24 protein-coding genes and 3 pseudogenes are annotated in these 24231 nt (G+C 70.5%); 11 read left to right on the top strand and 16 right to left on the bottom strand.

Annotation, left to right across the window (positions count from 1 at the left end; genetic code table 11):
- Nucleotides 1-27: 27 nt before the first annotated feature.
- From M6G65_RS30645 to M6G65_RS30635, 3 genes are all read left to right on the top strand, one after another.
- A complete protein-coding gene (locus M6G65_RS30645; protein WP_238193905.1) occupies nt 28-333 on the top strand; it encodes a hypothetical protein in 306 nt (101 codons plus the stop codon).
- 214 nt (nt 334-547) lie between these two features.
- A complete protein-coding gene (locus M6G65_RS30640) occupies nt 548-745 on the top strand; it encodes a hypothetical protein (RefSeq protein ID WP_250103278.1) in 198 nt (65 codons plus the stop codon).
- Between the two features lie 296 nt (nt 746-1041).
- Nucleotides 1042-1410 carry a hypothetical protein gene (locus M6G65_RS30635; protein ID WP_238193902.1) on the top strand — a complete coding sequence of 123 codons (369 nt, stop codon included), beginning with the start codon at nt 1042-1044 and terminating at the stop codon, nt 1408-1410.
- On the opposite strand, the gene M6G65_RS30630 is transcribed toward M6G65_RS30635, so the two are convergent.
- The 3 genes from M6G65_RS30630 to M6G65_RS30620 all read right to left on the bottom strand — a co-directional run bounded on the left by M6G65_RS30630 (nt 1407) and on the right by M6G65_RS30620 (nt 3228).
- A complete protein-coding gene (locus M6G65_RS30630) occupies nt 1407-1886 on the bottom strand; it encodes a hypothetical protein (RefSeq protein WP_250103277.1) in 480 nt (159 codons plus the stop codon). The two genes, M6G65_RS30635 and M6G65_RS30630, sit on opposite strands and share 4 nt — an antisense overlap.
- A 252-nt stretch (nt 1887-2138) precedes the next feature.
- Nucleotides 2139-2468 (bottom strand): hypothetical protein, encoded by a 330-nt coding sequence (locus M6G65_RS30625; RefSeq protein WP_250103276.1) that lies wholly within the window; start codon nt 2466-2468, stop codon nt 2139-2141.
- An 88-nt stretch (nt 2469-2556) separates the two neighbouring features.
- The gene (locus tag M6G65_RS30620) at nt 2557-3228 is read right to left on the bottom strand and encodes a phage antirepressor KilAC domain-containing protein (protein ID WP_238193896.1); all 672 of its coding nucleotides are present in this window, start codon (nt 3226-3228) and stop codon (nt 2557-2559) included.
- 179 nt (nt 3229-3407) lie between these two features.
- Here M6G65_RS30620 and M6G65_RS30615 point away from each other — a divergent pair, with 179 nt between their 5' ends.
- Nucleotides 3408-5585 carry a helix-turn-helix domain-containing protein gene (locus M6G65_RS30615; protein WP_238193894.1) on the top strand — a complete coding sequence of 726 codons (2178 nt, stop codon included), beginning with the start codon at nt 3408-3410 and terminating at the stop codon, nt 5583-5585.
- Between the two features lie 145 nt (nt 5586-5730).
- Nucleotides 5731-6081, top strand: coding sequence for a hypothetical protein (locus tag M6G65_RS30610; protein ID WP_238193892.1), 351 nt, complete (start codon nt 5731-5733; stop codon nt 6079-6081).
- Nucleotides 6082-7050: 969 nt separating this feature from the next.
- Here M6G65_RS30610 and M6G65_RS30605 read toward each other — a convergent pair.
- From M6G65_RS30605 to arsH, 3 genes and pseudogenes are all read right to left on the bottom strand, one after another.
- Nucleotides 7051-7233, bottom strand: a complete 183-nt coding sequence (locus M6G65_RS30605; RefSeq protein ID WP_238193888.1) for a hypothetical protein — start codon at nt 7231-7233, stop codon at nt 7051-7053.
- Nucleotides 7234-7600: 367 nt separating this feature from the next.
- Nucleotides 7601-8113, bottom strand: a complete 513-nt coding sequence (locus M6G65_RS30600; RefSeq protein WP_238193886.1) for a DUF6428 family protein — start codon at nt 8111-8113, stop codon at nt 7601-7603.
- 23 nt (nt 8114-8136) lie between these two features.
- Nucleotides 8137-8882: pseudogene (gene arsH, locus M6G65_RS30595) on the bottom strand (arsenical resistance protein ArsH).
- 50 nt (nt 8883-8932) lie between these two features.
- Here arsH and M6G65_RS30590 point away from each other — a divergent pair.
- The 4 genes and pseudogenes from M6G65_RS30590 to M6G65_RS30575 form a co-directional block, all read left to right on the top strand.
- Nucleotides 8933-9121, top strand: a pseudogene (locus M6G65_RS30590) (ArsR/SmtB family transcription factor); the annotation flags it as partial.
- 162 nt (nt 9122-9283) lie between these two features.
- Complete coding sequence (gene arsC / locus M6G65_RS30585) at nt 9284-9721, top strand: arsenate reductase (glutaredoxin) (RefSeq protein WP_238193882.1); 438 nt, start codon at nt 9284-9286, stop codon at nt 9719-9721.
- A gap of 7 nt (nt 9722-9728) precedes the next feature.
- Nucleotides 9729-10795, top strand: a pseudogene (gene arsB, locus M6G65_RS30580) (ACR3 family arsenite efflux transporter).
- Nucleotides 10785-11987, top strand: coding sequence for an MFS transporter (locus M6G65_RS30575; RefSeq protein ID WP_238193879.1), 1203 nt, complete (start codon nt 10785-10787; stop codon nt 11985-11987). Before arsB ends, M6G65_RS30575 begins: the two are co-directional and overlap by 11 nt.
- 199 nt (nt 11988-12186) lie before the next feature.
- On the opposite strand, the gene M6G65_RS30570 is transcribed toward M6G65_RS30575, so the two are convergent.
- From M6G65_RS30570 to M6G65_RS30540, 7 genes are all read right to left on the bottom strand, one after another.
- A complete protein-coding gene (locus M6G65_RS30570) occupies nt 12187-13239 on the bottom strand; it encodes a Cj0069 family protein (RefSeq protein ID WP_250103275.1) in 1053 nt (350 codons plus the stop codon).
- A 60-nt stretch (nt 13240-13299) separates the two neighbouring features.
- Nucleotides 13300-13746: a Rap1a/Tai family immunity protein gene (locus M6G65_RS30565; protein WP_250103274.1), complete on the bottom strand. Its 447-nt coding sequence runs from the start codon at nt 13744-13746 to the stop codon at nt 13300-13302.
- Between the two features lie 17 nt (nt 13747-13763).
- Nucleotides 13764-14720 (bottom strand): DUF1259 domain-containing protein, encoded by a 957-nt coding sequence (locus M6G65_RS30560; RefSeq protein WP_238193873.1) that lies wholly within the window; start codon nt 14718-14720, stop codon nt 13764-13766.
- 36 nt (nt 14721-14756) lie between these two features.
- The gene (locus M6G65_RS30555; RefSeq protein WP_238193870.1) at nt 14757-15113 is read right to left on the bottom strand and encodes a hypothetical protein; all 357 of its coding nucleotides are present in this window, start codon (nt 15111-15113) and stop codon (nt 14757-14759) included.
- On the bottom strand, nt 15113-16522 hold the full coding sequence (gene chrA / locus M6G65_RS30550; RefSeq protein WP_250103273.1) for a chromate efflux transporter: 1410 nt from the start codon (nt 16520-16522) through the stop codon (nt 15113-15115). Before chrA ends, M6G65_RS30555 begins: the two co-directional genes overlap by 1 nt.
- Before the next feature lie 2 nt (nt 16523-16524).
- Complete coding sequence (locus M6G65_RS30545) at nt 16525-17355, bottom strand: chromate resistance protein ChrB domain-containing protein (protein ID WP_250103272.1); 831 nt, start codon at nt 17353-17355, stop codon at nt 16525-16527.
- 105 nt (nt 17356-17460) lie between these two features.
- The gene (locus tag M6G65_RS30540) at nt 17461-17667 is read right to left on the bottom strand and encodes a DUF1289 domain-containing protein (RefSeq protein WP_238193864.1); all 207 of its coding nucleotides are present in this window, start codon (nt 17665-17667) and stop codon (nt 17461-17463) included.
- 90 nt (nt 17668-17757) lie between these two features.
- On the opposite strand from M6G65_RS30540, the gene M6G65_RS30535 reads away from it, so the two are divergent.
- Both M6G65_RS30535 and M6G65_RS30530 read left to right on the top strand, forming a co-directional pair.
- Entirely contained in the window at nt 17758-18036 is a 279-nt protein-coding gene (locus tag M6G65_RS30535; RefSeq protein ID WP_238193862.1) for a metal/formaldehyde-sensitive transcriptional repressor, read from the top strand.
- Between the two features lie 9 nt (nt 18037-18045).
- Complete coding sequence (locus tag M6G65_RS30530) at nt 18046-19164, top strand: nickel/cobalt efflux transporter (protein WP_238193860.1); 1119 nt, start codon at nt 18046-18048, stop codon at nt 19162-19164.
- A gap of 85 nt (nt 19165-19249) precedes the next feature.
- On the opposite strand, the gene M6G65_RS30525 is transcribed toward M6G65_RS30530, so the two are convergent.
- The 3 genes from M6G65_RS30525 to M6G65_RS30515 all read right to left on the bottom strand — a co-directional run bounded on the left by M6G65_RS30525 (nt 19250) and on the right by M6G65_RS30515 (nt 24172).
- Nucleotides 19250-22558: an efflux RND transporter permease subunit gene (locus M6G65_RS30525; protein WP_250103271.1), complete on the bottom strand. Its 3309-nt coding sequence runs from the start codon at nt 22556-22558 to the stop codon at nt 19250-19252.
- Between the two features lie 3 nt (nt 22559-22561).
- A complete protein-coding gene (locus M6G65_RS30520) occupies nt 22562-23788 on the bottom strand; it encodes an efflux RND transporter periplasmic adaptor subunit (RefSeq protein WP_250103270.1) in 1227 nt (408 codons plus the stop codon).
- A 72-nt stretch (nt 23789-23860) separates the two neighbouring features.
- The gene (locus tag M6G65_RS30515; protein WP_238193854.1) at nt 23861-24172 is read right to left on the bottom strand and encodes a hypothetical protein; all 312 of its coding nucleotides are present in this window, start codon (nt 24170-24172) and stop codon (nt 23861-23863) included.
- Nucleotides 24173-24231 lie beyond the last annotated feature (59 nt).

The following is a 24231-nucleotide window of genomic DNA, read 5'->3' as shown; positions in this document are numbered from 1 at the left end:
AGGCCGAGCACGAGGAAGGGGGCGGACATGACGGTCAGGCAACGCTACCCGTCCCGGCTCCCCGCGGACCTGCACCGCATCTCTCAGGCGCCCCTCCTCGACGAGTGGCTCCTCGAACCCGACGACCGCGCTGCGGACGGGGCGGTACTCACCGGCGTCATCTCCGGGCACCCGCGGTACCCCGATGGGAGCCGGGTCACGACGTCGACCGTCCAGCAGATCGAGGACACGCCCGCGGGCTCGTTCGGCGGGTGGGCCTGGTGCTATTCCACGGGCCTGCTCAGACTCGGACGGTGCATCGACATCCACTACAGCAGAGGGGTTTCGCTATGAGGTTCCGCCGTCCGTCGCTCGCCGAGATCGCAGAGCGCAACCGCTCCCGGGCCCGGGACGCTGACCTCCTCGCGTCCGGTTGGACGCCGTCCCCCGAAGACCTCGCTGACGCGCCGTTCATCGACCGGTACGAAGAGACGACCTACCCGGGGTCCGATAAGCCCTCGCTGAAGGGGTTCGTGACCGGGCATCCGAGACTGGGCAGCACGTACGCGTGGACCTCCCCCTCATCGCGCGCGGTGACGGTTGGGTGCGGACCGAGGGCCGGTTCTACAGGCTGGGCGAACCGGCCCGGACCCCGGCGCCCGAACCTGAGCCGGAGGCTCCGGCCGCGCCGTACACGCCGCCCACGGACGAGGAGATCGACGACCTTCTCGACGGCCTGCCCGACTACGGGCTCGACCCCCGGTAGCGGTGTCGAGCCGTTCGCGGCGGTGTCGGATCGGTTGAATCCGGAGCCGCCGGTGTCCGATCAATGGATTCCGCGTCGGCCGGGACGAAACGCCCGCTGCCTGGACAGAACGCCCGCTGGCGGCCTCGAAATGGACAGAACGCCCGCGGCGACAAACGACATGCGCGCGCGACGAATGACATGCGATCGGGCCGCGGAATGACAAACCGCATGCGGGACGGCCGACGGTAGCCCCGCGGAGGCCGCAGGTAGGCGCACGTCGGGCGCACGTAGCAAGTATCTAGTGGAGTATTCGTATGCGTAACCTGATCACCCTGGCCGCCCTCGCGGTGGCCGGGTCGGCGTCGGCCGGCCCGACGGACGGCGAGCGGTGGGACATGGGCGCCGTCGAGCGCCGCGGGAGCGAGGTCCTCACGACGGGGCTGACGTTCCGGCGGACCGGACCCGGCGAGTGGGCCGTCGAGGCCCGCTGCCAGGTCACGGACACCCGCACGAAGCGCTGGCGCGTCCGGACCGGCCGGGGCGTGGCGGTCAGGAGCATGGGCCTGGTGCTGGTCGACGTGCCCGGGCTCGGCCGGTTCGTCCTGTTCGAGGCGTCGGACGAGATCGCCGCGAACGTGCCCGGCTGCGCGTCGGGCACGGCGATCTACGGGACCGGGGACTAGCCCCACTTGTATTCGGGCAGCCCACGTCCGACGAGGAAGTGCAAGAAGTCTTTCCCCAAGGGCGTCAGGAAAGCCTTGGTGTCGTCGGTCGGGTCTCCAGGCTCCAACGTGACGAGGCCACGGTTTACCAAGTATCCACTCCAAGCCGGAAAATCATCATCCTTGAAGGTCTCCGGGTAGTTACGGAGGGCAGTGATGTTGAAAATTTCGCGGGCCTGCCGAAGCGTGAGCGGACCGAGGGTGTTCAACTGTTTCAGGGCATGGATCTGGCTGCCGAATATGAGCCGGTACGTCTGCTCGTGATTTGCCTCCACCTGAGCCGCCACGGCGATGCGGACCGCCCACGCCATCTGGACGTCGAGCGGTCCCGGAACGGCTTGCTCAATGCGCCGGCGCAGGTCGGCTTCGATGGGGGCATAGACCGGGCTCGGGGGCGGTAGCGCGGGCAGCGGGGCGCCCGGCTCCGGAGCCGGCACGGGCAGCCTCTCGGTCTCCGGTGGCGGCGCGTTCTTCTGGGCCTCGACCTGCGCCGTCCCGGAGAGGTCGATGGACCGATCCTTACCGAGGTTCGCTCCTTTCCAGCGATCGATCGCCCTGGCGAGGGGCTGTCGGAAAAGGCCGCTGCCAGGAGGAAGGCAACGACGCCGCCGGAGGTGTAGACAGCGGCGACTTGGGCGGCGTCAGAGATCATCCACCACAGGTAGCGCGCTCGCCACAGCCCGGCGATCTCACGCCGCAGTGGAGCGGCCGATGTCCACAAGCTGCGCCAGGTCCTCGCGGATCAGGCACAGCGCCGACCCGGCCGGGTCCGCCCGGGCGGCGTCGTAGTCCGCCGGTGTCGGGGTCCGGCCGACGTATCGAGGGTGGAGGTCACCCGGCTCCCGGTAGACGGCGCAGAACACCGCCCGGGCGCGGTCGATTTTCAGCCATGCCCGGGGCTCGACGCCGAGCTCGTCCGTGAGGGTTTCGGTCAGGAGGAGGCGGCACGAGCGGCCGCGCTGCTCCCACACGGCAAGGGTCTCGATGACGTCGTCGCCGAGGAGGTCTGTGGCATGCATGGGGAGGTTTCCGGGAGGTGGGCCGGGGCGCGTGCCGCCGGCCCTGAGGGAAGCGAGGACGGGTTAGCTACCGATTGCCTGTACCGCTTCACATGCCCGGGAAGCGGGGCGCGAACGCCGTCGCGAGCCTCGCCAGCCCCTTCGCCGTGACCCGCACTTGCGTGTAGGCTTGGTCCTCCCCGTCGGCGTCCGGCACGACCGTAGTTTTTTGCACCAGGTTGCCGTCGTTGAGGCGGTGCTGGTGGGCGAGGAGGCGCTTGCTAGCGCCCCGCATGTTGACCCAACCTTCGGCCCTCAGGTGCCGCGACGGGTCCTTGGGCCGGATCCCCACCTCGACTGCCGCGGCGTCATCGAGGCCGGCGAGGGCCACCTCCCCGACACTCAGGGAGCGCTCGCGTATCGGCGCACCGCGCGGTTCGTCACGATAGCGCGAAGGCCGCCGGAGCGGTCGACGCAGACGTTGGGGAGGGACGGGGCGAACATTGGGCTGCCTGCGATGGATGCAGGGGCCATGATCAGCGGCGCGCGGGACCGCGCACGGTAAGAGCCGGGAACCTCCGCTCGATTCGTCGCGAAGAACGGGCGATTCGATCCATGAGGGCCTGGATCCCGCTCGCCGAGGCCGGCCGGCGCCCCATTGGGGACGTCTACGCAATTTCGCGTTCACACTGGCACGAGGCCCCAGGGCCGGGCTGGCGGGGGGTCTCGGCGTCGGGGTGGCGGAGTCGCCGGATCCGCCAGAAAGGGGTCGCGGCGGCATTCCGGGGGCGCGGGCGAGCCAGGAGGTGGGCCTCGGGGCGGGCCGGATCGGCGGCCTGGGCGGCGTTAACCGAGGGGCCTCACGCCGCCCTAGCCGGGCTTGTGCCAGGCGCTTGGACGGTCAAATCTATCCAGGTCGACGGGTGTGCTGCCCCGCCGATGGCCTCGCCTGGACAGAGAATGCTCCTCGACTACGTCATCCCCGAGACACCGGATTGCCTGCTCGACGAAACCCCGCTCGCCGCGGAGATCCGCGCGCGTGCGACCGTCGCGGCGTCCCGGCGCTCCAAGGTCGAGAAGGCCCAGGCGCGCGCCGCCGAAGCCCGGGCCGCCGCCGCGGCCGAGCGCGCTGCGCTGGACGCCCGGGCGGCGCACCTTGCGGTCCTGCATCCGACCCACAGCGCGATCTACGAGAAGGCGTCCCCGCGGAAGAAGATCAGGCGCCAGATCCCCGTGAAGGGCCGCGCCACGCTGACCGGCGCCAACCCCGGCCACCGCATCACCCGGCACCCGATCCAACTTGCGCACTCGCACATGCTGCCCGAGGCCGGGTACGTCTCGCTCCAGCGCCACGACACGGGCTGCCGGTCCGACGAGCTCGTGGCCATCAACGCCTACGCGTGGGCCGATCTCGAAATCCGCGAAGGCGACGCCTTCTATGGCATGGACCCCGCCGACGTCGCCGGCATCGTCCTCGCGCGCCACGATGCCGCCGGCGTGCCCCGGCCCGATTACGTCACGTTCTCGGGCCGGGGGTTGTGGTTCGTCTACCTCGCCGACGGCCGCATCCCCCCGCAGGCGCGCGGGCGCGTGCTCAAGGCCTGCCGCGCCTACTGGGGCGAGGAGATCAAGACGGGCCGCGGCGCCGGCACCGAGCGCGTCACGGCGAAGGCGGCCGCCATGCGGTCCCTGTGGGAGGGCGGCCGGATTGACTGGGCCGTCGCCGACATGAGCCGCGTCCATCGCATCGCGGGCTCCATCAACGACGCCAGCGGCGAGACCGTCCGGCTCGTCTGGCCGGCATCTTGGGCCGACGTGACGCGCTCCGGGTTCGACGCATTCTGCGACGCCGTGCTCCCGTTCACCCGCCAGGAGACGAAGGCCTACCTCGACGAGTGCGCCGCCCGCCGTAAGGCCCGCGAGGAGCGCGCCATCGCCGAGGGCAGGACCCCCACGGGATTCCTGCGCGCGCCCATGCCGGGGCGCTGGGCCGTTGTCGCGACCGAGATCGAGGCCCTGATCCGGCACCATGCCGGCGACGGCGCCGTCCCGCCCGACCTGGGCCTCCGGAACCTGCTCGGCCACCACCTGTGCTGCGCCTGGGCGCTGTCGGGCCGGGGCGGGGATGCGCGTGCTTGGGCGGCCGAGCTCGCCCCGTGGCTGTGCGGGCCCAAGCTGTCCGAGAAGGCGCTGGCGACCTACCTCCGCCCCATCGAGAAGGCGCTGCGTCGCCATGAGGCCGGCGAGACGGTCACTTACAAGCCGCCCGGCGGCGAGCCCCGCGAGGTCTCGCCCCTCTACGAGTACGGCGTCGGCCGGGTCGCGCGCGAGCTGAAGGTCACGCGGGAGCTCGCCGCCTCGCTGGGCTTCCGGATCCTCACGCCGGCGACCCAGGACCGACAGGCCCTGTCGCCGGCGGAGAGGCAGGCGGCGAAGCGCCAGCGCGCGGGGGCGAGGAAGCGGGAGGCCATGGCCAAGGAGAAGCGGGAGCGGTCGGGGCTCATCCTCGAACTGACGGCCGAGGGCCTCGATGCCGGGCAGGTCGCCGAGCTCCTCGGGTGCTGCGCTAGGACGGTCGAGCGCGCGCTGGAGGAGATGTTCGAGGGCGCGGCCGACCGTGCAACGGTGGTGCTGGACCTCCCCGACGAGGACGTCTCCGACGACCAGATGCAGGCTCTCGTGGAGGCGTGCACGCTCACGGCTCCGACAGATCCGTCACGCCATCTATCTGAGGGCTTCGCCCTTAAGGGGGAGCCTGCCCCCGCCGCCCCCCGTGAGCCCGTCCCGGCCTGGATTGAGGCGGACGTGAACCCCGACCTGGGCCGCCTCTTCGGCCTGTTCGTCGCGGAATATCCCCTTCCTCCCGGTCAGCGCTACTCGGACCATGCTCAGCGCCTGCAGGGCCTGTTCTGGCATGACCTCGCACGTGTCGGCCGGGTCGACAGGACGATGCGGCTCCACGTTCGCCGGGACGCCCTGGAATTCGCCATGCACATGCTCCAGGGCGAGCTTGAGGACGGGATCTCGTTCGGTCGCCTGCCGACCCAGGAGACCGTCTACATGCCCCTCAAGCCCCGTCCCCGTCGCCCTGTCCGCACTCTCGGGCATTGTCCCTCACCGGCGACGCGTCTACATTGATCACAGGTCGGCGCGAGCCGTCCGGGACTGGCCTCTCGATGCAGCACATCGTCCGCCAGGACACACGCCCGCCCGGCGACCCCGCGGCGGGCGTCGTCGTTTCAAGGCATGGTGGCTTGCCAGCCCCGGCGGCAGGATCGGCCCCATGATCCCGTCTCCGTACCCCTCGATGTCCACGGCCTCCCCCTTCCCGGCCCCGTCCTCGCGGGCGGCGCGTCGCGATGCCGACCGCCAGAGGAAGCGGGCCGAGAGGCAGGCCCTCAGGGACGCCGGGGCGCCCGATCCCAGGCAGCTCGACGCGGCTATCGTCGACGCCCTGCGGGACGCTCTCGTGGCCCCTGCAGGCCAGGGCGTGGTTCGCCGGCACGTGGACATCCACGACGTCCTGAGGGGCGCCGCGCGGGCGCTGAGGGGCAGGACGCATGGAGGAGTCTCCCTCCGGCGCGAAGCGATCCACGCGGCCTTGGCCGACCGTCTGGCGCCCCGGCAGGACTAACATGGGTGGGTGCTCAATACCCACCCTAGCCCGGTCCCGCGGCCGCCGGCACGCTGCCCGGCATGTCTGACCGCCCCCTCGTAGAGCTCCGGTTCAACGCCAGCACAATCTCATGGGCCCCGCCAGCTCCAGGGGTTAGCTAAGGACGTGATCCCGTACGCGGCCTCCTACGCGCTCAACGGCACGGTGTTCGCCGCCCGCGATGCCCTCCGGGACGAAGCCAGACCACGAAGGGCAAGGGCCAGAAGGTGCACCAAACCACGAAGGCCAGGGACGCCAAGCGCCGCCCCGTCTTCTTCGCCTCGGTGTTCGGGGCCCAGGCCATCTGGGAGCGCCCGGAGAGGACCAAGGCCACGGGCCCGCGCCGGCGTGGGGTGCGCAGGTCCACAACCTGTCCGCCCCCCGCCTGCTCGTGGCGGCCTACAGGCACGAGGAGTACCGGCGGCACCCCTTCGACTTCAAGGGCATTGTCGCCCGCGCCTACGAGGACCTGCCCATCAGGTTCGGCGAGGCTGTGAGGCAGCCCTCGGCAAGGTGCTTTCGGACCGGGGCCTGTCCGGCCGCTGAGCCCATCCTGGGCCCATACGCCCCCATGGGGAGGCCATGGAACGCCCATGGGCTGGCCGCCCCCGATGCGGACGGACTAAGCCCCTGATATCAGACCATGACCGGCCACGGGCCCATGGGCACGGGACGGGCCTGCGATGAGGCCTGGCATCCCTCGGGCACGGCCCACGCGCCCCCATCCCGTCTCCGTGGATCCCCATGCGTACCCATGGGCGCGATGGGCCGCGGACCAACGCCGGCCTGCCATCCCATCCTATCGGTCCGAGACACCGATAAGCCGCGGCCACAGGATGCCCGCCAGGCGGTGCCGGTTTGGGGAACCGGTAGGGACTGTACGCGCGCGCGATGGGCCTGCAAGGCCGCCCCATTGCGTCGCCCGCCAGGTCGATTACCCCCAGGGTGTTAGCGCAGGGCGTGCCCGTCTGCCTTCCGGGGACGATCCTTCTTCTTGCGCTTCTTGCTCGGCTTCACCTCGCCGTCCGCATCATCGGCACCGCGTTCGCTTAAGGCAAAGCTGTGCAGGTCCGCCAGCGCCGCATCGCCCGTGGCCGGTGCTTCGGTCAGCGCATAGAACGCCGCACGCACGATCTCCTTCTTGTGGGCCTGCGGGTGCCGCTCACGTCGGCGGTCCGTAGCTCTTTCGGCTTCATGCCCGGCTTGACGATCGCGCGCAGCGTTGTCGCGATTTCTTCGATAGATGCCATGTTCACCCCCGGCTGGTAATTCCGCAGTGCGGCAGCCCAGTTCCTCCTATATGACAGTATCGTGACAATCAAACCGGCTGTGGGCGTTGCAAATTAGGCATAGATCCCTGTCGGCACCGCCGCTAAGAGACGCCTGTTCTTATTGAGACCGGAACACACCTTGCAGGCGCCGCGGCGAAATCGGGGCGCCTGCCTCTTTTTATATATAGCCGGCTTCATGTCTTGAGGCTGGCGATTCATACACGCCGTCATGATGGACTGCCACAGCACTCCTTTTCTACTTTTTGCGCTTCAAGCCAGCGGTCACGCGGTTTGCAACTAGCCACGCGTGGAGCCAGCAGCACCGTCAGCACGTCGCCCACCCGGACCGGGGCGCCCGCGCAATGCAGCTGCAGCGGCGCCACGCCGTCGCTTACCTCGAACGTCAGGCGGGCGCTCAGATCGAGGCCGACCTGCTCCGATACCTTGCGGATGATCGCCGCGAACTTGCCGGCGGTCATGTGGGTGCGGTAGCCGTCGATCACGTCCCAGAGCTGGACGAAGATCTCCGACCAGGCTTCCGGGTTGGCGCCGCAGTCGAGGGCGGCGAACTGCCCGGCCTTCACCTCGGTGACGTGGTAGCCGCGCTGGATCGTCCGGCCGGCGTAGCTGAACACCAGCGGCGTCGCCGGCTGCGCGTCGCAGGCGGCGAGCAGGGCACCCAACGGTATGTCCGTGACGGCGGCCGGCGTCGTCGTGTCCGGGTGTTCAAGGGTCAGCATGGGCTTGCTCCTCGGGTTGAACCTCAGCGCTTCACGAAGCCGATGTCGGCGGCCACCGCGCTCAGCCGCTCCGGCTCGCGCTCCTTCCGCTCGCTGTATCGGTCGACCAGGTAGTCGGCCCGCTCGCGGGTCAGGAGCGTGACCTTCATCAGCTCCTCGCAGACGTCCACGACGCGCTCGTAGAGCGGCCCCGGCTTCATACGGCCGGCGTCGTCGAACTCCTTGTAGGCCATCGGCACCGACGACTGGTTCGGTATGGTGATCATCCGCATCCAGCGCCCGAGCATCCGCAGGCTGTTCACGGCGTTGAAGCTCTGCGAGCCGCCGGACACCTGCATCACGGCCAGGGTTCGCCCCTGGGTCGGCCGCACGCTGCCCTCGCTCAGGGGCAGCCAGTCGACCGGCTCTTCATCACGCCGGTCATGTTGCCGTGCCGCTCGGGGCTGACCCAGACCTGGCCCTCGGACCAGATCGAGAGCGCGCGGAGCTCCTGCACCTTGGGATGGTCGGCGGTGCTGTCGTCCGGCAGCGGCAGGCCGTGGGCGTCGTAGATCCGCACCTCGCCGCCCATCGCCTCCAGCAGGCGCGCCGCCTCGTAGGCCAGGAAGCGGCTGAAAGAGCGCTCGCGCAGCGAGCCGTAGAGGATCAGGAACCGGGGCGCGTGGGTGAACGGCGTCGTCGTCTGCACGCCCTCGCGGGTCGGCACCACGAAGTGCGCCTGGCTCAGGTTCGGCAGGCCGTCGGCGAAGGGCTGGGCGGGCTTGTCCAAGGATCGGCTTTCTTGTACGTTCAAATTGTAATTTGAAGATTGTATCGAAAATGGACGAACCGCAAGCCCTCGCCGCGTTCGCGGCCCTCGCCCAGGAACACCGCCTGCGCCTGGTGCGGGCCCTCGTGACCGCCGGGCCGGACGGCCTGGCCTCCGGCGTGCTGGCCGAAGCGGTCGGCGTCTCCGCCGCGAGCGTTTCCCACCACCTCAAGGAATTGAGCCACGCTGGGCTGGTCGCCTCGCGACGCGAGGGCCGCTCGATCATCTACAGCGCCGCCTACCCGGTGCTGTCCAACCTGATCGCCTTCCTGATGCGCGACTGCTGCCAGGGCCGCCCGGAGGTCTGTGCCCCAGCGATGGCCGCGCTGGCCACCTGCTGCCCCCTAACGGAGAGACCGCCCATGCCTGAGCCGTTCGACGTCGTGATCTACCACAACCCCGAATGCGGCACGTCGCGCAACACCCTGGCGATGATCCGCAACGCCGGCATCGAGCCGCACGTGGTCGAATACCTGAAGACGCCGCCGAACCGGACGCTGGTCAGACAGCTGCTCGCACGCGCCGGCCTCTCGGTGCGCGACGCACTGCGCGAGAAGGGCACGCCCTTCGCAGAGCTGGGCCTCGGCGACCCGGCGCTGTCCGACGAGCAACTGCTCGACGCGGTCGAGGCGCATCCGGTCCTGCTGAACCGTCCGCTTGTGGTGAGCCCGAAGGGCGTGCGCCTGTGCCGGCCGTCGGAGGCGGTTTTGGACCTCCTGCCGATGCAGCAGGGCGAGTTCGTGAAGGAGGACGGCGAGCGGGTCGTGGACGAGCACGGTTGCCGCGTCGTCACCGCCTGAGCACGCCATGAGCACCTTCGAACGCTACCTGACCCTCTGGGTCGCCCTCTGCATCGTGGCCGGCATCGCCCTCGGCCACGTCATGCCGGGCTTCTTCCACGCCGTGGGCGCCGTCGAGGTCGCCAAGGTGAACCTACCGGTGGCGGCCCTGATCTGGCTCATGGTCATCCCCATGCTGCTCAAGATCGACTTCGCCTCGCTCCGCCACGTCGGCCGGCACTGGCGCGGCATCGGCGTGACGCTGTTCATCAACTGGGCGGTGAAGCCGTTCTCGATGGCGGCGCTCGGCTGGTTGTTCATCGGGTACCTGTTCCGGCCCTACCTGCCGGCCGACCAGGTCGACAGCTACATCGCCGGGCTCATCATCCTGGCGGCGGCGCCCTGCACGGCGATGGTGTTCGTGTGGTCGAACCTGACCCGGGGCGAGCCGCACTTCACCCTGAGCCAGGTGGCGCTGAACGACACCATCATGGTTGTGGCCTTCGCACCAATCGTCGGCCTGCTGCTCGGTCTCTCGGCCATAACGGTGCCGTGGGGCACGCTGGTGCTCTCGGTGGTGCTCTACATCGTCATCCCGGTGATCATCGCCCAGGTCGTGCGGCGGAGCCTCCTCGCCTCGGGAGGCCAGGCGGCGTTGGACCGGCTGCTCGCCGGCTCGGGCCTGCCTCGCTCGTGGCGCTCCTGGCCACCCTGGTGCTGCTGTTCGGCTTCCAGGGCGAGCAGATCCTGGCCCAGCCCGCGGTCATCGGCCTGCTCGCGATCCCCATCCTGATCCAGGTCTACCTGAACTCGGGGCTGGCCTACCTGCTGAACCGTGCCGCGGGCGAGCAACACTGCGTGGCCGGTCCCTCGGCGCTGATCGGCGCGTCGAACTTCTTCGAGCTCGCGGTCGCCGCCGCCATCAGCCTGTTCGGCTTCAACTCGGGCGCGGCGCTTGCCACCGTGGTCGGCGTCCTGATCGAGGTCCCGGTCATGCTCTCGGTCGTGTGGATCGTGAACAGGAGCCGGGGCTGGTACGAGCGCGGCGCGGCGGGCAAGGAAGCGGCGCTCAAGCCAGCCTCCCGTGAGGTCTGAGGCCCGCGGCCGCCTCGTCGTGATCTCCGCCCTCGGCGTGGTGGAGATCCTCGCCTGGGGTTCCTCGTTCTACCTGCCGGCGGTGCTCGCCGACCCCATCGCCGCCGACACGGGCTGGCCCCTGGCCTGGGTGGTCGGCGGCCTGTCCATCGGGCTCCTGGTGGCGGCAATCGCCTCGCCCCGCGTAGGAATCGCCATCCACCGGCACGGGGGACGCCCGGTCCTGGCATCCGCCGCGCTGCTGCTGGCGGCGGGCCACGTCGTGATCGGCCTGGCGCCGTCCCTGCCAGTGTTCCTTGCCGGATGGCTCCTACTCGGCCTCGGCATGGGCTGCGGCCTGTACGACCCGGCCTTCGCCACGCTCGGCCGGCTCTACGGCGCCGAGGCGCGCCCGGCCATCACCACGTTGACCCTTTGGGGCGGGTTCGCCAGCACCGTCTGCTGGCCACTCTCGGCCTTCCTCGTCGAGCAGGTCGGCTGGCGCCATGCCTGCCTCGCCTATGCCGGCCTCCACCTTGCCGTGACCCTGCCGCTCGTGCTCGGCCTGATCCCGAAGGCGCCCGCATTGTCGACCGAGGGAGGAGCGGGTCACGGGGCAGACGTGCCTCTGACGGTCCGCGAGCGCCGGGCGTTCCTGCTGATGGCCGGCGTGCTGGTGCTGGGAGGCACGGTGATGACGCTGGTCTCCGTGCACCTGATCGCGCTGCTGCAGGCCCGCGGCGTTGCGCTCGCGGCGGCCGTGTCCTACGGCGCGCTGATCGGGCTCGCCCAGGTCGGGGCCCGTATCGTCGAGATGGCGAACAAGGGCAGGTACCACCCGCTCTGGACCCTGACGGCGGCCATGTCGCTGATAGCCGTGGGTCTGGCCATCCTGGCGGCCGGCATCCCGGCGGTCGGCGTCGCCCTGGTGCTCTACGGAGCGGGCAACGGGATCTACTCCATCGCGCGGGGCACGGTGCCGCTCGCCCTGTTCGGCCCCGTCCGCTACCCGGTATTCGTGGGTCGCCTTGCGCGGCCGGGCTTGGTCGCGCAGGCACTGGCGCCGTCCCTCGGAGCCGTGGCGCTCACCTACGGCGGTGCCGATGCGGCCTACGGCCTGCTTCTGGCGCTCACGCTGGTCAACCTCGGCCTGGCATCCGCCTTGTGGGGGACACGGCCGCACGGCGCCGAGGGGAGCGGCGCCGTCGGCTGAACGGAGGCTGCGTGCCGGCTTCAGAACCAGTTCGACGCGGTCGCGCAGCCTGAGGGCATCTCGAACGAGGAAGGTCCTCTCAGGACGCTACGAACCCGCACGCTTCGAGCGGGACTACCACCACCACGACCACGGATACTGAGCGGCGCACGAGAAGGCCGAGGCGCCTGCTCTCCGACCGGGCGGCGAGTGGGCGCCCTCAGGCTCGCATCTCCGGCCGCCGAGCTCTGGCCGCGGTCAGGCGCGCGGAAGTCGTTCCGGCCAGGGCGTCGTGTGCCTCGTTGGGTATCGGGTACACGGAGCTCGCGTTGATCTCGCAGAGCACGTAGGTGTCCTCGCCGCCGGCACCCTTCGGCCCGAGCAGGAAGTCGGCGTCCCAAACGACCGGTAGGTCGTCCGGGACCAAGCCGAGCAGACGCGTCATCTCAGGTATCCATTCCGCTTCCATCAGGCCGCGCAGGTGCTGGAAGCGCGCGTCGTCCGGCCCCGAATAGAGGCGCGGCGGGGCCCGTCCATGCTCGGGCGGGGCGAGCGCGGTCACGTACTGGGCACCGAACCCGGCCACCCGCGTACCGCTCACGTAGCAGCGGACCATCCCCTCCAGGTGCCGCGCCTGGAACGGCTGGTCGGCGAGCGCGCCGCCGGCCGCGAAGTCGGCGCCGCGCTCGGCCAGGAACGCGTCGAGCGGGACCGTGCGCAGGCTCCTGTCGCGCGCCTCCTGCACCGAGACGTCGGGACCCGCTGCGCGCTCGACCTTCCAGACGCCGATGCCGCCGTTGCCGCGGCTGCGCTTCAACACCCGCGGTCCCTCGGCCAAGCGCCCGGGGAACTCCGCCGCAAGGGCGGCGTAGCTCGCGTAGAGATACGTGTCCGAGCCCCAGCCCATCTTCCGCGTCCGGACCAGCACCTCCTTGGTGCCCATCCGGTCGATCACGTCGGGATGGCCGCTCACCAGGATGCCGGCGGCGGCCACCTCCCGCAGCACCGCGTCGAGCGCGCCGCGGCCCTCGCCGGCATCCTCCGTCACCGGGTTCACCCAGACCAGCACCGCGTCGACCGCCATGAGTTGGGCCCGCAGGAGGTCGGCCCCGCCCTCGACCCAGACGGCGGGCTCGGCGGCGAGCCCCTGCCGCTCCAGGGCGGCGAACACCGCCGCGAACCGGCTGGTCTCCGGGCGCGCCTCGGCGCGTGCCCGGGCGTCGCCCCGCCAGACGACGGCGACCTTGAAGGGATGCGGGTCTGGAACGGTCATCACGGGCACCGGGGAGGATGGCTGGTGCGGTTCGGGAGTGAGAGGCGGCCGCCCTCCGGTTCACCGTCCGCAGGGCCAGCGTTGCCGCAATGCGAGGCTGGCCCCCGCCAGCATGTCGGTCCGGAGCAGCGCCGCATTGGCGTGCGCCCAGGTCATGTATGTCTCGGTCAGGGCCTCGATGGTGTAGTCCGCGGCGCAGATCCCGGCCTTGTCGCCGCCATCGCCGAAGGCCGCCAGCGTATCGGCGACACCCATGAGGTAGGCGCTGCACCAGCCTGACGCCTCGCCCCGCTCGGCGAGGCAGACCCGGTACAGGTCCCCTGACCGCCTCTCGCGGATGTCGACCGAAGCGCTCGGCGGCACCGCCGGGGCACCGGCGCCCTGGTCCTGCGCGCAGGACGTGCCCTCGCATCCGGCGGCGCTCGCCGGCGGAACCGAGGCGGCGACCGAAGCCGCCACGACGGCCGCGAGGCACCGCTGCCTGAGGTTCACCGACATCGTCACCATGGCGACGCTCCTGCGCATCAGCTCTTCGCGACCTTCACCTGGTCGAGCGCGTCCCGCAGGCCCTTGGCGAGCTTGCCGGCGTCGTCGTTCGCCCAGAAGTGCATGAAGAACAGCCGCGGCTCGTCGTCGAGCATGTGGTTGTGCAGGGCCGTGACCTCGATGCCGTTCGCCCGCAACGCCCTGATCACCGGGTTCACCTCGTCGGCGGTCAAGACGAAGTCGCCCGTGATGGCGGCCTTGCCGCCGCCGGTCGGCTGGAAGTTGATGGCGATGGCCGAGCCCATGGCTTCCGGCACCGTCATGCCGTGGTCCTTCGGGGTCTCCGCGCGCGGCACGCTCACGGCGTAGACGCCGCCGTTGACCTTGCCCTTGCGCCCGATAGCCGCGTCGATCGCCGCCGTGTCGAGGTCGAGCGCCTGGTCCGGCGCAGACGCCTTCGCCGGCACCGGACCCTCGCCCGCCGAGGCCGGTTCGGTTTTCCCGGTAGGCGGCGTGCCGCCCGCGGTCTCGCCGCCGAAGGGCGTGCGGCTCGCGCCGAGCGCTCCCGCCAGGATGGTGGCGAGCTTGCCGGGCTCGCCGTGTCCGGAGACGTGCATGTACAAGGTGCTCGGCGAGGCCCGCAGCAGGTGGTTGTGGATGGCCGTGATCTCGACCCCGTTCTCGACGAGGCGCTTCATCACCGGGTTCACCTCGTCTTCCAGCAGGACGAGGTCCCCCATGACCATCACCTCGTCGCCGCCTCCGTGCCGCACGAAGGCGAGCCAGGATCCGAGCGCGAAGGATGGCTTCAAGGTCACGCCGTCGAGGGTGACCTTCAGGTCGGACCGGGGCAGGCCGACGCGGTAGACCCCGCCCGGCATGGCGGTCCCGGGCTTGCCGAGCCCGGTGGCGATGGCATCCTGCCAGGGCTCGGCAGCCGACGCGCCGGTCGCGAGGGTGCTCAGGACGGCGATGGATGCAAGCAAGCGACGCATGGTCGTCTCCTCGATTGTGGTAGCGGTTCGAAGTCCTCAGGACCGGCGTGCCGGTGCCTGCAGCACACCCTCGTCGGGCAGGGTTCCGTCGCCACGCCGGAACTCGACGCGGTTGCCGGCCATCCAGACCTGGACGCAGGGGGCGGCCTCCAGGCAGAGCTCGTCCTTGTCGAGCCGCCATCTGGCGGTACGGGCCCGCCCGAGGGACACGACATGCAGGCGGCCGCCCGGCTCGAACCGGTAGGCCCAGTGCACCTCGTCGGTGACCTCCTTGCCGACGAGGCGCGCCCGGATCTCGGAGGCGGTCAGGTGCCGGAACACCTCGCCCGCGTCCGCCGGCACCGCCGGCAGGGTGAGCAAGGCGACAGCTAAGGCGATGACTCGGGCGCCCATCACACCAGCCCCGCGAGATGCAGGACGATGCCGGCTGCGGCGCAGGCCCCGAGCGTCTGGACCATGCCGACCTTGAGCCGAAACACAGCGAGGACCGCGGCGGTGGCCAGGGCGAGCGCCCACGGGTTCAGGCTGGCGAGGACTGGCACGTCGAACCCGACCGGTCCGGCCGCGAGCGGTCGCGTCTCGGCGAAGACGGTGTGCAGGGCGAACCAGACCGCGAGGTTCAGGATTACGCCGACCACCGCCGCCGTGATGGCCGAGAGCGCGCCGGCCAGGGCCCGGTTGCCGCGCAGGCGCTCGACGTACGGGGCGCCCACGAAGATCCAGAGGAAGCAGGGTGCGAAGGTCACCCAGGTGGTCAGGAGCCCGCCAAGCGTGCCCGCGACGAGGGGCGGCAGGCTCCCCGGCGCCCGATAGGCGGCGAGGAATCCCACGAACTGGGTGACCATGATCAGCGGGCCTGGCGTGGTCTCGGCCATACCGAGGCCGTCGAGCATCTCGCCGGGCTTCAGCCAGCCGTAGTGCTCCACCGCCTGTTGGGCGACGTAGGAGAGCACCGCGTAGGCGCCACCGAAGGTCACCATCGCCATCTTGGAGAAGAACACCGCGACGTGGCTAAACACGTCGTCCGGCCCGACGGCGAGGAGGATGGCAGCGACAGGCACCAGCCAGATTGCCCCCCAGGTCAGCAGCACCCGCACCATGTGCCCGGCCGCCGCCCGCTCCTGCGGAAGCTCGTTGTCGCCGAGCAGGAAGGGCCCGTCCACGATCTTGCCGCCGCCGCCGTGGCCCCCGGCCTTGAACTGCGGCATCCCGGCCCGGCCGCCGAGGTAGCCAATCACGCCGGCCGAGAGCACGATCAGCGGGAACGGCACGTCGAGGAAGAAGATGGCCACGAAGGCCGCCGCCGCGAGGCCGACCATGACGGGGCCCTTGAGCGCCCGCTTGCCGATGCGGATTACGGCCTGCACCACGATGGCGAGCACCGCCGCCTTTAGCCCGAAGAACAGGCCGGCGACGAGGCCGACATTGCCGTAGAGCGCGTAGACCCAGCTCAGGGCCATGATCGCGACGACGCCCGGCAGGACGAACAGGCCGCCGGCGACGAGGCCGCCGCGGGTGCCGTGCATCAGCCAGCCCACGTAGGTCGCGAGCTGCTGCGCCTCCGGCCCCGGCAGGAGGGTGCAGAAGTTCAGGGCGTGCAGGAAGCGGTTCTCGGAGATCCAGCGCTTCTCCTCGACCAGGAGGCGATGCATCACCGCGATCTGCCCGGCAGGGCCGCCGAAGGAGAGTGTTGCGATGCGCGCCCAGACCGGCACGGCCTCGGCCAGGGTCACGGGCAGCGGCGCTCCCGGGGCGGACGCGCCGGGCTCGGGCGCGGTCTGGATGCGGGCGGTCGCGGCCATGCTCATGCCTTCCCCTTGGTGCGGTCGCCGACCCAGTCGTGACGCTCCTCGGTCGCGTCGCGGCACCAGCGGTAGAAGGCGTCGTAGAGGAGCATGCCGGCGTCGAGCTGGGCGAGGTCGTCGGCGTAGATGCGCGACAGGCCGAGCGAAGCCGCGAGCAGCCCGGCCGCCTCCGGCGCGAGGTCCGGCCGCCCCGTGTCGGCTCCGCGCACCAGCATCGCGAGGTGCAGGAGCGGCGGCGTTGCGAGGCCCATCTCCTCGACCATGACGTCGAAGGTGCAGAGCTCGCCCCGGTGGCTCCAGAAGGTGCCCGGGTCGCCGATATCGAACGGCGCGGCCTCGAACCGTTCCGCGACGCCGACGACCTCGCCGGGCGGCACGAAGAGGAAGACTGCGTCGGGGTCGACGAAGCGGCGGATGAGCCAGGGGCAGGCGATGCGGTCGACCTTGGGCCGGGAGCGCGTGACCCAGACGGTTCGGCCTAGCTCGTCGCGGTTGCGGACCTTGTCGGCTGGAACCATGGGCAGTTCGGCGGCCGCCCAGTCCGCGATGCCGCCCTGCAGGGCTTCCGCGCTCACCCCGGCGCTGCGCAGCCAGGCGGCGACGCCGTGGCTGTGCCGGCGCCCGTCCTCGCAGACCACGACGACGGACCTGTTGCGCAGCGCCGGCGCCCATTCAGCGACCCGGCCCGGCTCCCGGACGAGGGAGCCGGGTACGTGACGCTGGTCCGCAAGGAATTCCTTGTAGGTGCGCACGTCGACGACCACCGGGCATCCCGGGGTGCCGATCAGGCGCGCGAGTTTTTCGACGGAGATGGAGTTCGGCACGGGCATGACGCGTCCTTGCAGCGAGTGCAGATGGGACGCGATTCTTCAGCCGAAGCCTCGTCGGGGGATCGCTCCCCGATGGGCCTATACATCCCGTCGGCAGGTGCCCTGTCAAGCGTCTCCGGACCGCACTGGGTTTGTCCCCGCGCCGGAGACCTGCGTGACCCTGCGGGGCAGCTCGCGCGTCAGGGCGGTGCGCCGATAGGGTGTCATCTTCCGCCAGGTACGGATCTCCTGGACCGTCCGCCCGCAGCCCACGCACCAACCTGTCCTGCCGTCGAACTGGCAGACCGAGATGCAGGGGTCGTCCTTCTTCATGGTACGGCTCCGCATGCCCCACGGCATCGATGCCGCTGGACACATATATAGGATACCCCCCTATATATCATCACGACGAGGAAGCCCGCGATGGCTCATACGATCAAGGAAAAGACCAAGCTCCTGGCGCGGGTGCGCCGGATCAAGGGACAGGCGGAAGCCGTCGAGCGGGCCCTGGAGGCCGAACTCGGCTGCGCCGACGTCCTGATGCTGGTCGCCTCGATGCGCGGGGCCATCAACGGCCTGACCGCCGAGCTGATGGAAGACCACATCCGCCATCACGTCGTGAACCCTGACGCCGAACCGGACGCCGAGCGCGCCAGGGGCGCGGCCGAGCTGATCGAGGTGGTGCGGACCTACCTGAAATGACGAGACCCCATGACTTCCTTGCCTGACCTGCTTCAGCAGGGGACTGCGCACGCCTGGCTGTTCGTGCCGAGCGCGATCCTGCTCGGCGCCCTGCACGGCCTGGAGCCCGGCCACTCGAAGACGATGATGGCCGCCTTCATCATCGCGGTGCGGGGCACGGTCACACAGGCGATACTCCTCGGGCTAGCCGCCACGCTCTCGCACACGGCCGTGGTTTGGGTCATCGCGCTGGGCGGGCAGTACCTCGGCCAGGAATGGGGCGGCGAGGCGAGCGAACCGTACTTCCAGCTCGCCTCCGCTGTCCTCATCGTCGGCATCGCGCTCTGGATGGCGTGGCGCACCTGGCGGGAGCGGCGCCACGACCATCATCACCACGACGAGGCGAAGCACGTCACGACCCGTGAAGGCGTGTTCAAGCTGGAGGTGTTCGAGGACGGTGTGCCGCCACGCTGGCGCCTGAGCCGGGTCAAGGGCGTGTTGCCCACTTACCAGCGTGTCAGTCTTGAGACCGTTCGACCGGACGGTGTCCGCGAGACCTTCTCCTTCGCGAGCCGGGGCGACTTCCTGGAAAGCCCGAAGGAGATCCCGGAGCCGCATACCTTCAGGGCGAGGCTGAATTTAGTTGGACCGGCTGGTACGGAGATCCACGAGGTCGAGTTCGAGGAGCACGACCATGACCACGGGCACATGAACCTGGGCGACGAGGACGACGCCCACGCCCGCGCCCATGCCGAGGACATCCGCCGGCGCTTCGCCGGCCGTCAGGTGACGACCGGCCAAATCGTCCTGTTCGGACTGACGGGTGGGCTGATCCCGTGCCCGGCGGCCATCACGGTCCTGCTCCTGTGCATCCAGCTCAAGCAGTTCAGCCTGGGCTTCGCGCTCGTCGTCTGCTTCAGCATCGGCCTGGCGCTGACGATGGTCTCGGCCGGTGTCCTGGCCGCGTTGAGCGTCAAGCACGTCGCCTCCCGCTGGTCCGGGTTCGGCGCCTTCGCCCGTCGGGCCCCCTACGCCTCGGCCGCCCTTATCGTCCTGGTCGGCCTCTACACCGGCTGGCTCGGCTGGCAGGGCATCGGCCACGCACACCAGGACCACGCGGCGGCATGGTCGGTCGACGTTCATGGCTGACCGACAGGCCGTGAGCCGAAATCGGTTCAGTCGTTGGCGGAGGCACTCGACATTGGATCGACCAGAAGGCGGACCTTAACAGCCATCACGCTCGCATGGGATCTTCTCGACGCGCCGCCTCCGCCATCCTGGAATGTCGCGCCTCCACGACCCGCGTCCCCGTCGCGGCCCGGCCGAAGCGGACGTAGAGCGCCGGCAGGACCAGCAGGGTGAGCAGCGTCGCGCTGACGAGGCCGCCGATGACCACGGTCGCCAGCGGTCGCTGGACCTCCGCCCCGGTCCCCGTCGCCAACGCCATCGGGACGAAGCCGAGCGCGGCGACCAGCGCCGTCATCACCACGGGACGCAACCGGGTGAGGGCCCCCTCGCGCACGGCGTCACGGGCGGGCATGCCCGCCGCGACGAGCGCGCGGATGTGGCTGAGGAGGACCAGCCCGTTGAGGACGGCGACGCCCGAGAGCGCGATGAACCCGACCGCCGCGGAGACCGAGAAGGGCATGTCCCGTAGCCACAGCGCCGCCACGCCCCCGGTCAGGGCCATCGGCACCGCGCTGAACACGATCAGCGCGTCCCTGGCCGAGCCGAGGGCGCCGAGGAGCAGGACGAGGATCAGCGCGAAGCACGCCGGCACCACCACCGCCAGGCGCTGTCGGGCGGCGGTCAGGTTCTCGAACTGCCCGCCCCACTTGACCTCGTAGCCCGCCGGCAGCCTCACTTCGGCGGCGATGCGTTCCTGCGCCTCCGCCACGAGCGAGCCGATGTCACGCCCGCGCACGTTCGCGGTCACCACGACGCGGCGGCGGCCGTTCTCGCGGCTTACCTGGTTCGGCCCCTCGGTGAACTCGAAGCTCGCGAGTTGCCTAAGGGGCACGCTCAGGCCGCCGGCCAGGGCCGGGCCGGCAGGCACGCCGGTGCCCGCCCGCGCCGTGGCCGCCTGCGAGGCCGGCAGCGGCACCGGCAGGTTCTTGAGCGCCTCGACGTCGCCGCGCACGGAATCCGCGAGGCGCACCACGATGGCGAAGCGCCGGTCCCCCTCGAACACCAGCCCGGCGTCCTTGCCGCCAACCGCCGTGCCGATGACGTCCTGCACGTCGGCGAGGCTCAGGCCGCGCCGCGCGATCTCCTTCCGGTCGATCCTGATCTCCAGGAAAGGCAGGCCGACCGCCTCCTCGACCTTCACGTCCGCGGCGCCATCCAGGCCGCGCAGGATGCCGGCGATCTTGCGGGCCCCCTCGACCATCGGGCCGAACTCCTCGCCGAACACCTTCACCGCCAGGTCGTCGCGAACCCCGGCGATGAGTTCGTTGAAGCGCATCTGGATGGGCTGGGAGAAGCCCAACAGCGTGCCGGGGATCAGCTTCGCCTCGGCCTCCATGCGCCCGATCAGGGCTTCCTTCGTCTCGGACGGGTCCGGCCACTCCGCCTGCGGCTTGAGGATCAGGTAAGCGTCGCAGGCGTTCGGCGGCATCGGGTCGGCGGCGATGTCGGGCGTGCCGCAGCGCGAGTAGACGAAGGCCACTTCCGGGAACTTGCTCATGGCGTCCTCGACGCCGAGTTGCATCGTCTGGGACTGCGTGATCGAGGTCGACGGGATGCGCCGGGCCTCCATCACGATGTTCTTCTCGTCGAGCGTCGGGGTGAACTCCTGCCCGAGGCGCGTGGCGAGCACGCCGGCCAGCCCGACGACGGCGACCGCCGCCATGACGAAGGTCAGGGGCGCCCGGATCGCGCCGCCGAGCACTGGCCGGTAGGCGGACTTGAGCGCCCGGATGAGGAGGTTGTCCCCTTCGCTGACGCGACCCGTGACGAAGGTGGCGACCATGGCCGGCACGAAGGTCAGCGACAGCACGAAGGCCGCCACGAGCGCGATCAAAACCGTCAGGGCCATCGGCGTGAACGTCTTGCCCTCGACGCCGGTGAAGGTCAGCAGCGGCACGTAGACCAGGATGATGATGGCCTGCCCGTAGACGCTCGGCCTGATCATCTCCTCGGCCGAGACCCGGACCGTCTCCAGCCGTTCGGCCAGGCTCAGCCTGCGCCCGAGTTCGCGCTGTCGTTCGGCGAGGTGCCGCAGGCTGTTCTCGGCGATGATGACCGCGCCGTCGACGATGAGCCCGAAGTCGAGGGCGCCCAGGCTCATGAGGTTGGCGCTGATCCGGCCCGCGAGCATCCCGGTCGCGGTCAGCATCATCGCGACCGGGATGACCAGGGCGGTGATGATGGCCGCCCGGATGTTCCCGAGCGCCAGGAACAGCACCGCGACGACCAGCAGCGCGCCCTCGGCGAGGTTCCTGGCGACCGTCCCGATGGTGGCGTCCACGAGGTCGGTGCGGCTGAGGAGCGTCCGGGCCTGGATGCCCGGCGGCAGCAGCTTGTTGATCTCCCGGATCTTGGCGTCCGCCGCCGCCGAGACGGTTCGGCTGTTCTCGCCGATGAGCATCAGCGCCGTGCCCAGCACGACCTCGTGGCCGTTCTCGCTGGCCGAGCCGGTCCGGAGCTCCCGCCCGATTCCGACCTCGGCGACGTCCTTCACCAGGATCGGCACCCCGGCCCGGGTCGCCACGACGATGTCCCGGATCTGGTCGACGTTCTCGATCAGGCCGCCGGCCCGGACGACGTAGCCCTCGCCGTTGCGTTCGACGTAGTTCGCCCCCCGGGTCGCGTTGTTGGCCTCGATGGCCCGCGTGAGGTCGGCGAAGGAGAGGCCGTAGCCGACGAGCTTCATCGGGTCCGGCTGGACCTGGTACTCCTTGACGAAGCCGCCGATGGCGTCGGCCCCGGCCACACCGGGCACGCTCTTCATCTGGGGCCGGATGATCCAGTCCTGCACCGTGCGCAGGTAGACGGTCCGTTCGAAATCGGACTTCAGCCGTTCGCCCTCGGGCGTCAGGTAGCTGCCGTCCGTCTGCCACCCCGGCTTGCCGTCGGCCACCGGCGTCCCTTCGCCGGGCGCCTCGTACTCGACCGCCCACCAGTATATCTCGCCGAGACCGGTGGAGATCGGGCCGAGCCGAACCTCAACCCCGGGCGGGAGGGTGCCGCGCACCTCGGCGAGGCGCTCGTTCACCTGGCTCCGGGCGAAGTAGATGTCGACCTTGTCACTGAAGACCGCCGTGAGCTGCGCGAACCCGTTGCGTGAGAACGAGCGCATGCTCTCCAGGCCCGGCGTGCCCGCGAGCGCGCGCTCGACCAGGACCGTGACCTGTTTCTCGATCTCGACCGGCGTCAGCGCCGGGGCGATGGCGTTGATCTGGACCTGGTTGTTGGTGACGTCGGGCACGGCGTCGATGGGCAGCCGTGACAGCGACCAAGCGCCGAAGGCGGTGGCGATGAGCGTCACCAGGATGACCGCGTAGCGATTGGCGACCGAGAAGGCGAGGACGGGGCGGATCATGGCTCAGTCCTCCGCCGCGGCCTTGCCGAGTTCGGCCTTGAGCGTGAAGCTGTTGGCCACCGCGATGACCTCGCCAGGCTCAAGCCCGGCCGTCACCTCGACGTCGCGGTCGTCGGAGCGCCCGACAGTGACGGAGCGCGCCTCGAAGCCCTCCGGCACCCGCACGAACACGGTCGGCTTGCCCTCGATGGTCTGGACCGCCTCGGAGGGGACGAGGACGCGAACCGGCTTGTCCGAGACCTTGATCTCGGCGGCCACGAAGGAGCCGGGACGCCAGGTCTCGTCGGGATTGGCCAGCTCGGCGACGACCCGGGCGGCGCGGGTGTTCTGGTCCAGCACCGGCCCGATGAAGACGATGCGACCCTCCGCGGTCGCGCCGGTCGCGTCCGTCCGGACGGTCACCGTCTGGCCCTCGCGGACCAGCGGCAGGTCGCCCGGCGTGACCGCGAGGTCGATCCAGACCTTGGTGAGGTCGGCGACGCTGTAGAGCTCGGTCTCCAGGTTGTCGCGTCCGACCGCGGCGCCCAGGTCGACGCGCCGCTCCACCACCTTGCCCGCGATGGGCGAGCGGATCTCCTGGCGCTCGAACTGCGCCTCGGGCTGGCTCGCCAGGGCGTTGATCTCGGCGGGCCCCAAACCCAGGAAGGTCAGCTTGCGGCGGGCCGCGTCCTCCTTGACCTTCAGGTCCTGGTAGCTCGCCTGCGAGCGCAGGTACTGCTGCTCGGACGAGATCCGCTTGTCCCAGAGCTCCTTGTCGCGCTGGTACAGGGTCTTCTGCAGGTCGGCCGAGACGTGCGCGGCGAGGTACTCGCCCTTGGCGTCCGCGATCTCGCGGCTGTCGAGCAGCGCCACGACCTCACCCTTGGCGACACGGTCGCCGAGCCCCTTCCGGAGCTCCACCACCGTGCCTGTCGTCTTCACCGCGATGCGGGCCGTGTTGTTGGCGCTCGGCACGATGGTCGCCGGGACGTGGAGGTGCCGGAAGAGGCGTCCCCCGTCGGCGGCGTCCGTGCGGATGCCGGCCTTGGCGATCTGCCGGTCGCTCAGCCGGACGAGGCCGGGTCTCTCGGGCTCCGGTGCGGCCGCCGGCTTGGCCTCGGGACGGGCCGGCGCAGGCGCTTGCCGGGTCGCCAGCATGGACCTGAGCGCATCCGGCGCGGCCGGCCACCATGTGGCGACGAGGAAGCCGCCGACGACGGCCAGCGGGACTGGGAGGAGTCGTTTCAACATGTCGGCGCCATGGACGGCCGGCCGCGCGTCCGCACGGTGCCGTCGTTCGAGGAAGGGACGTGGCGGGTGGCCTCAGCCCCTCGGAGGCTCGTACGGCCCCTTCGCATCGCCGCCGGCGCGGTCGGCTTCGTGCGCGACGGCGAACGATTGCACCGTGCAGGACGGAGCGTCCGCGGGAGCACGAGCGTCGGCCGGCATCACGCACTGCGCGTGCGATTGCGCATGGTGGACCAACTCGTCCGCCTCTTGGTGGCCCGCGACATGGTCATGGCCCGATAGGCGGAGGTCCGCGTGGACGGAGGCTGCGGAAGCGTCGTGTCGAGCCTCCGCCATGAGCGGCAGCAACGTCACCGCCGCCATCACGAAGGCGATGGCAACCGTCATGAGACGCCGTCCGAACGACACCCGATCCCAATCCCCCGAAGCCTGCGCAGGCCCATCCC

The sequence above is a fragment of the Methylobacterium tardum genome (genome assembly GCF_023546765.1).
Taxonomy (GTDB): Bacteria; Pseudomonadota; Alphaproteobacteria; order Rhizobiales; family Beijerinckiaceae; genus Methylobacterium; species Methylobacterium tardum.
Note: the sequence above shows the minus strand (reverse complement) of the source record. Positions and strands in the feature narration are given on the sequence as shown.

Bases quoted from the DNA above. Each gene is read 5' to 3' on its own strand.
- M6G65_RS30555 (WP_238193870.1), bottom strand. From the start codon at position 15,113: ATGGGCGCCCGAGTCATCGCCTTAGCTGTCGCCTTGCTCACCCTGCCG.
- M6G65_RS30565 (WP_250103274.1), bottom strand. From the start codon at position 13,746: ATGGTGACGATGTCGGTGAACCTCAGGCAGCGGTGCCTCGCGGCCGTC.
- M6G65_RS30600 (WP_238193886.1), bottom strand. From the start codon at position 8,113: ATGCTGACCCTTGAACACCCGGACACGACGACGCCGGCCGCCGTCACG.
- M6G65_RS30625 (WP_250103276.1), bottom strand. From the start codon at position 2,468: ATGCATGCCACAGACCTCCTCGGCGACGACGTCATCGAGACCCTTGCC.
- M6G65_RS30520 (WP_250103270.1), bottom strand. From the start codon at position 23,788: ATGTTGAAACGACTCCTCCCAGTCCCGCTGGCCGTCGTCGGCGGCTTC.
- M6G65_RS30530 (WP_238193860.1), top strand. From the start codon at position 18,046: ATGACTTCCTTGCCTGACCTGCTTCAGCAGGGGACTGCGCACGCCTGG.
- M6G65_RS30515 (WP_238193854.1), bottom strand. From the start codon at position 24,172: ATGACGGTTGCCATCGCCTTCGTGATGGCGGCGGTGACGTTGCTGCCG.
- M6G65_RS30545 (WP_250103272.1), bottom strand. From the start codon at position 17,355: ATGCCCGTGCCGAACTCCATCTCCGTCGAAAAACTCGCGCGCCTGATC.
- M6G65_RS30535 (WP_238193862.1), top strand. From the start codon at position 17,758: ATGGCTCATACGATCAAGGAAAAGACCAAGCTCCTGGCGCGGGTGCGC.
- M6G65_RS30540 (WP_238193864.1), bottom strand. From the start codon at position 17,667: ATGAAGAAGGACGACCCCTGCATCTCGGTCTGCCAGTTCGACGGCAGG.
- M6G65_RS30620 (WP_238193896.1), bottom strand. From the start codon at position 3,228: ATGCCGCCGCGACCCCTTTCTGGCGGATCCGGCGACTCCGCCACCCCG.
- M6G65_RS30560 (WP_238193873.1), bottom strand. From the start codon at position 14,720: ATGCGTCGCTTGCTTGCATCCATCGCCGTCCTGAGCACCCTCGCGACC.
- chrA (WP_250103273.1), bottom strand. From the start codon at position 16,522: ATGGCCGCGACCGCCCGCATCCAGACCGCGCCCGAGCCCGGCGCGTCC.
- M6G65_RS30615 (WP_238193894.1), top strand. From the start codon at position 3,408: ATGCTCCTCGACTACGTCATCCCCGAGACACCGGATTGCCTGCTCGAC.
- arsC (WP_238193882.1), top strand. From the start codon at position 9,284: ATGCCTGAGCCGTTCGACGTCGTGATCTACCACAACCCCGAATGCGGC.
- M6G65_RS30610 (WP_238193892.1), top strand. From the start codon at position 5,731: ATGATCCCGTCTCCGTACCCCTCGATGTCCACGGCCTCCCCCTTCCCG.
- M6G65_RS30645 (WP_238193905.1), top strand. From the start codon at position 28: ATGACGGTCAGGCAACGCTACCCGTCCCGGCTCCCCGCGGACCTGCAC.
- M6G65_RS30525 (WP_250103271.1), bottom strand. From the start codon at position 22,558: ATGATCCGCCCCGTCCTCGCCTTCTCGGTCGCCAATCGCTACGCGGTC.
- M6G65_RS30635 (WP_238193902.1), top strand. From the start codon at position 1,042: ATGCGTAACCTGATCACCCTGGCCGCCCTCGCGGTGGCCGGGTCGGCG.
- M6G65_RS30570 (WP_250103275.1), bottom strand. From the start codon at position 13,239: ATGACCGTTCCAGACCCGCATCCCTTCAAGGTCGCCGTCGTCTGGCGG.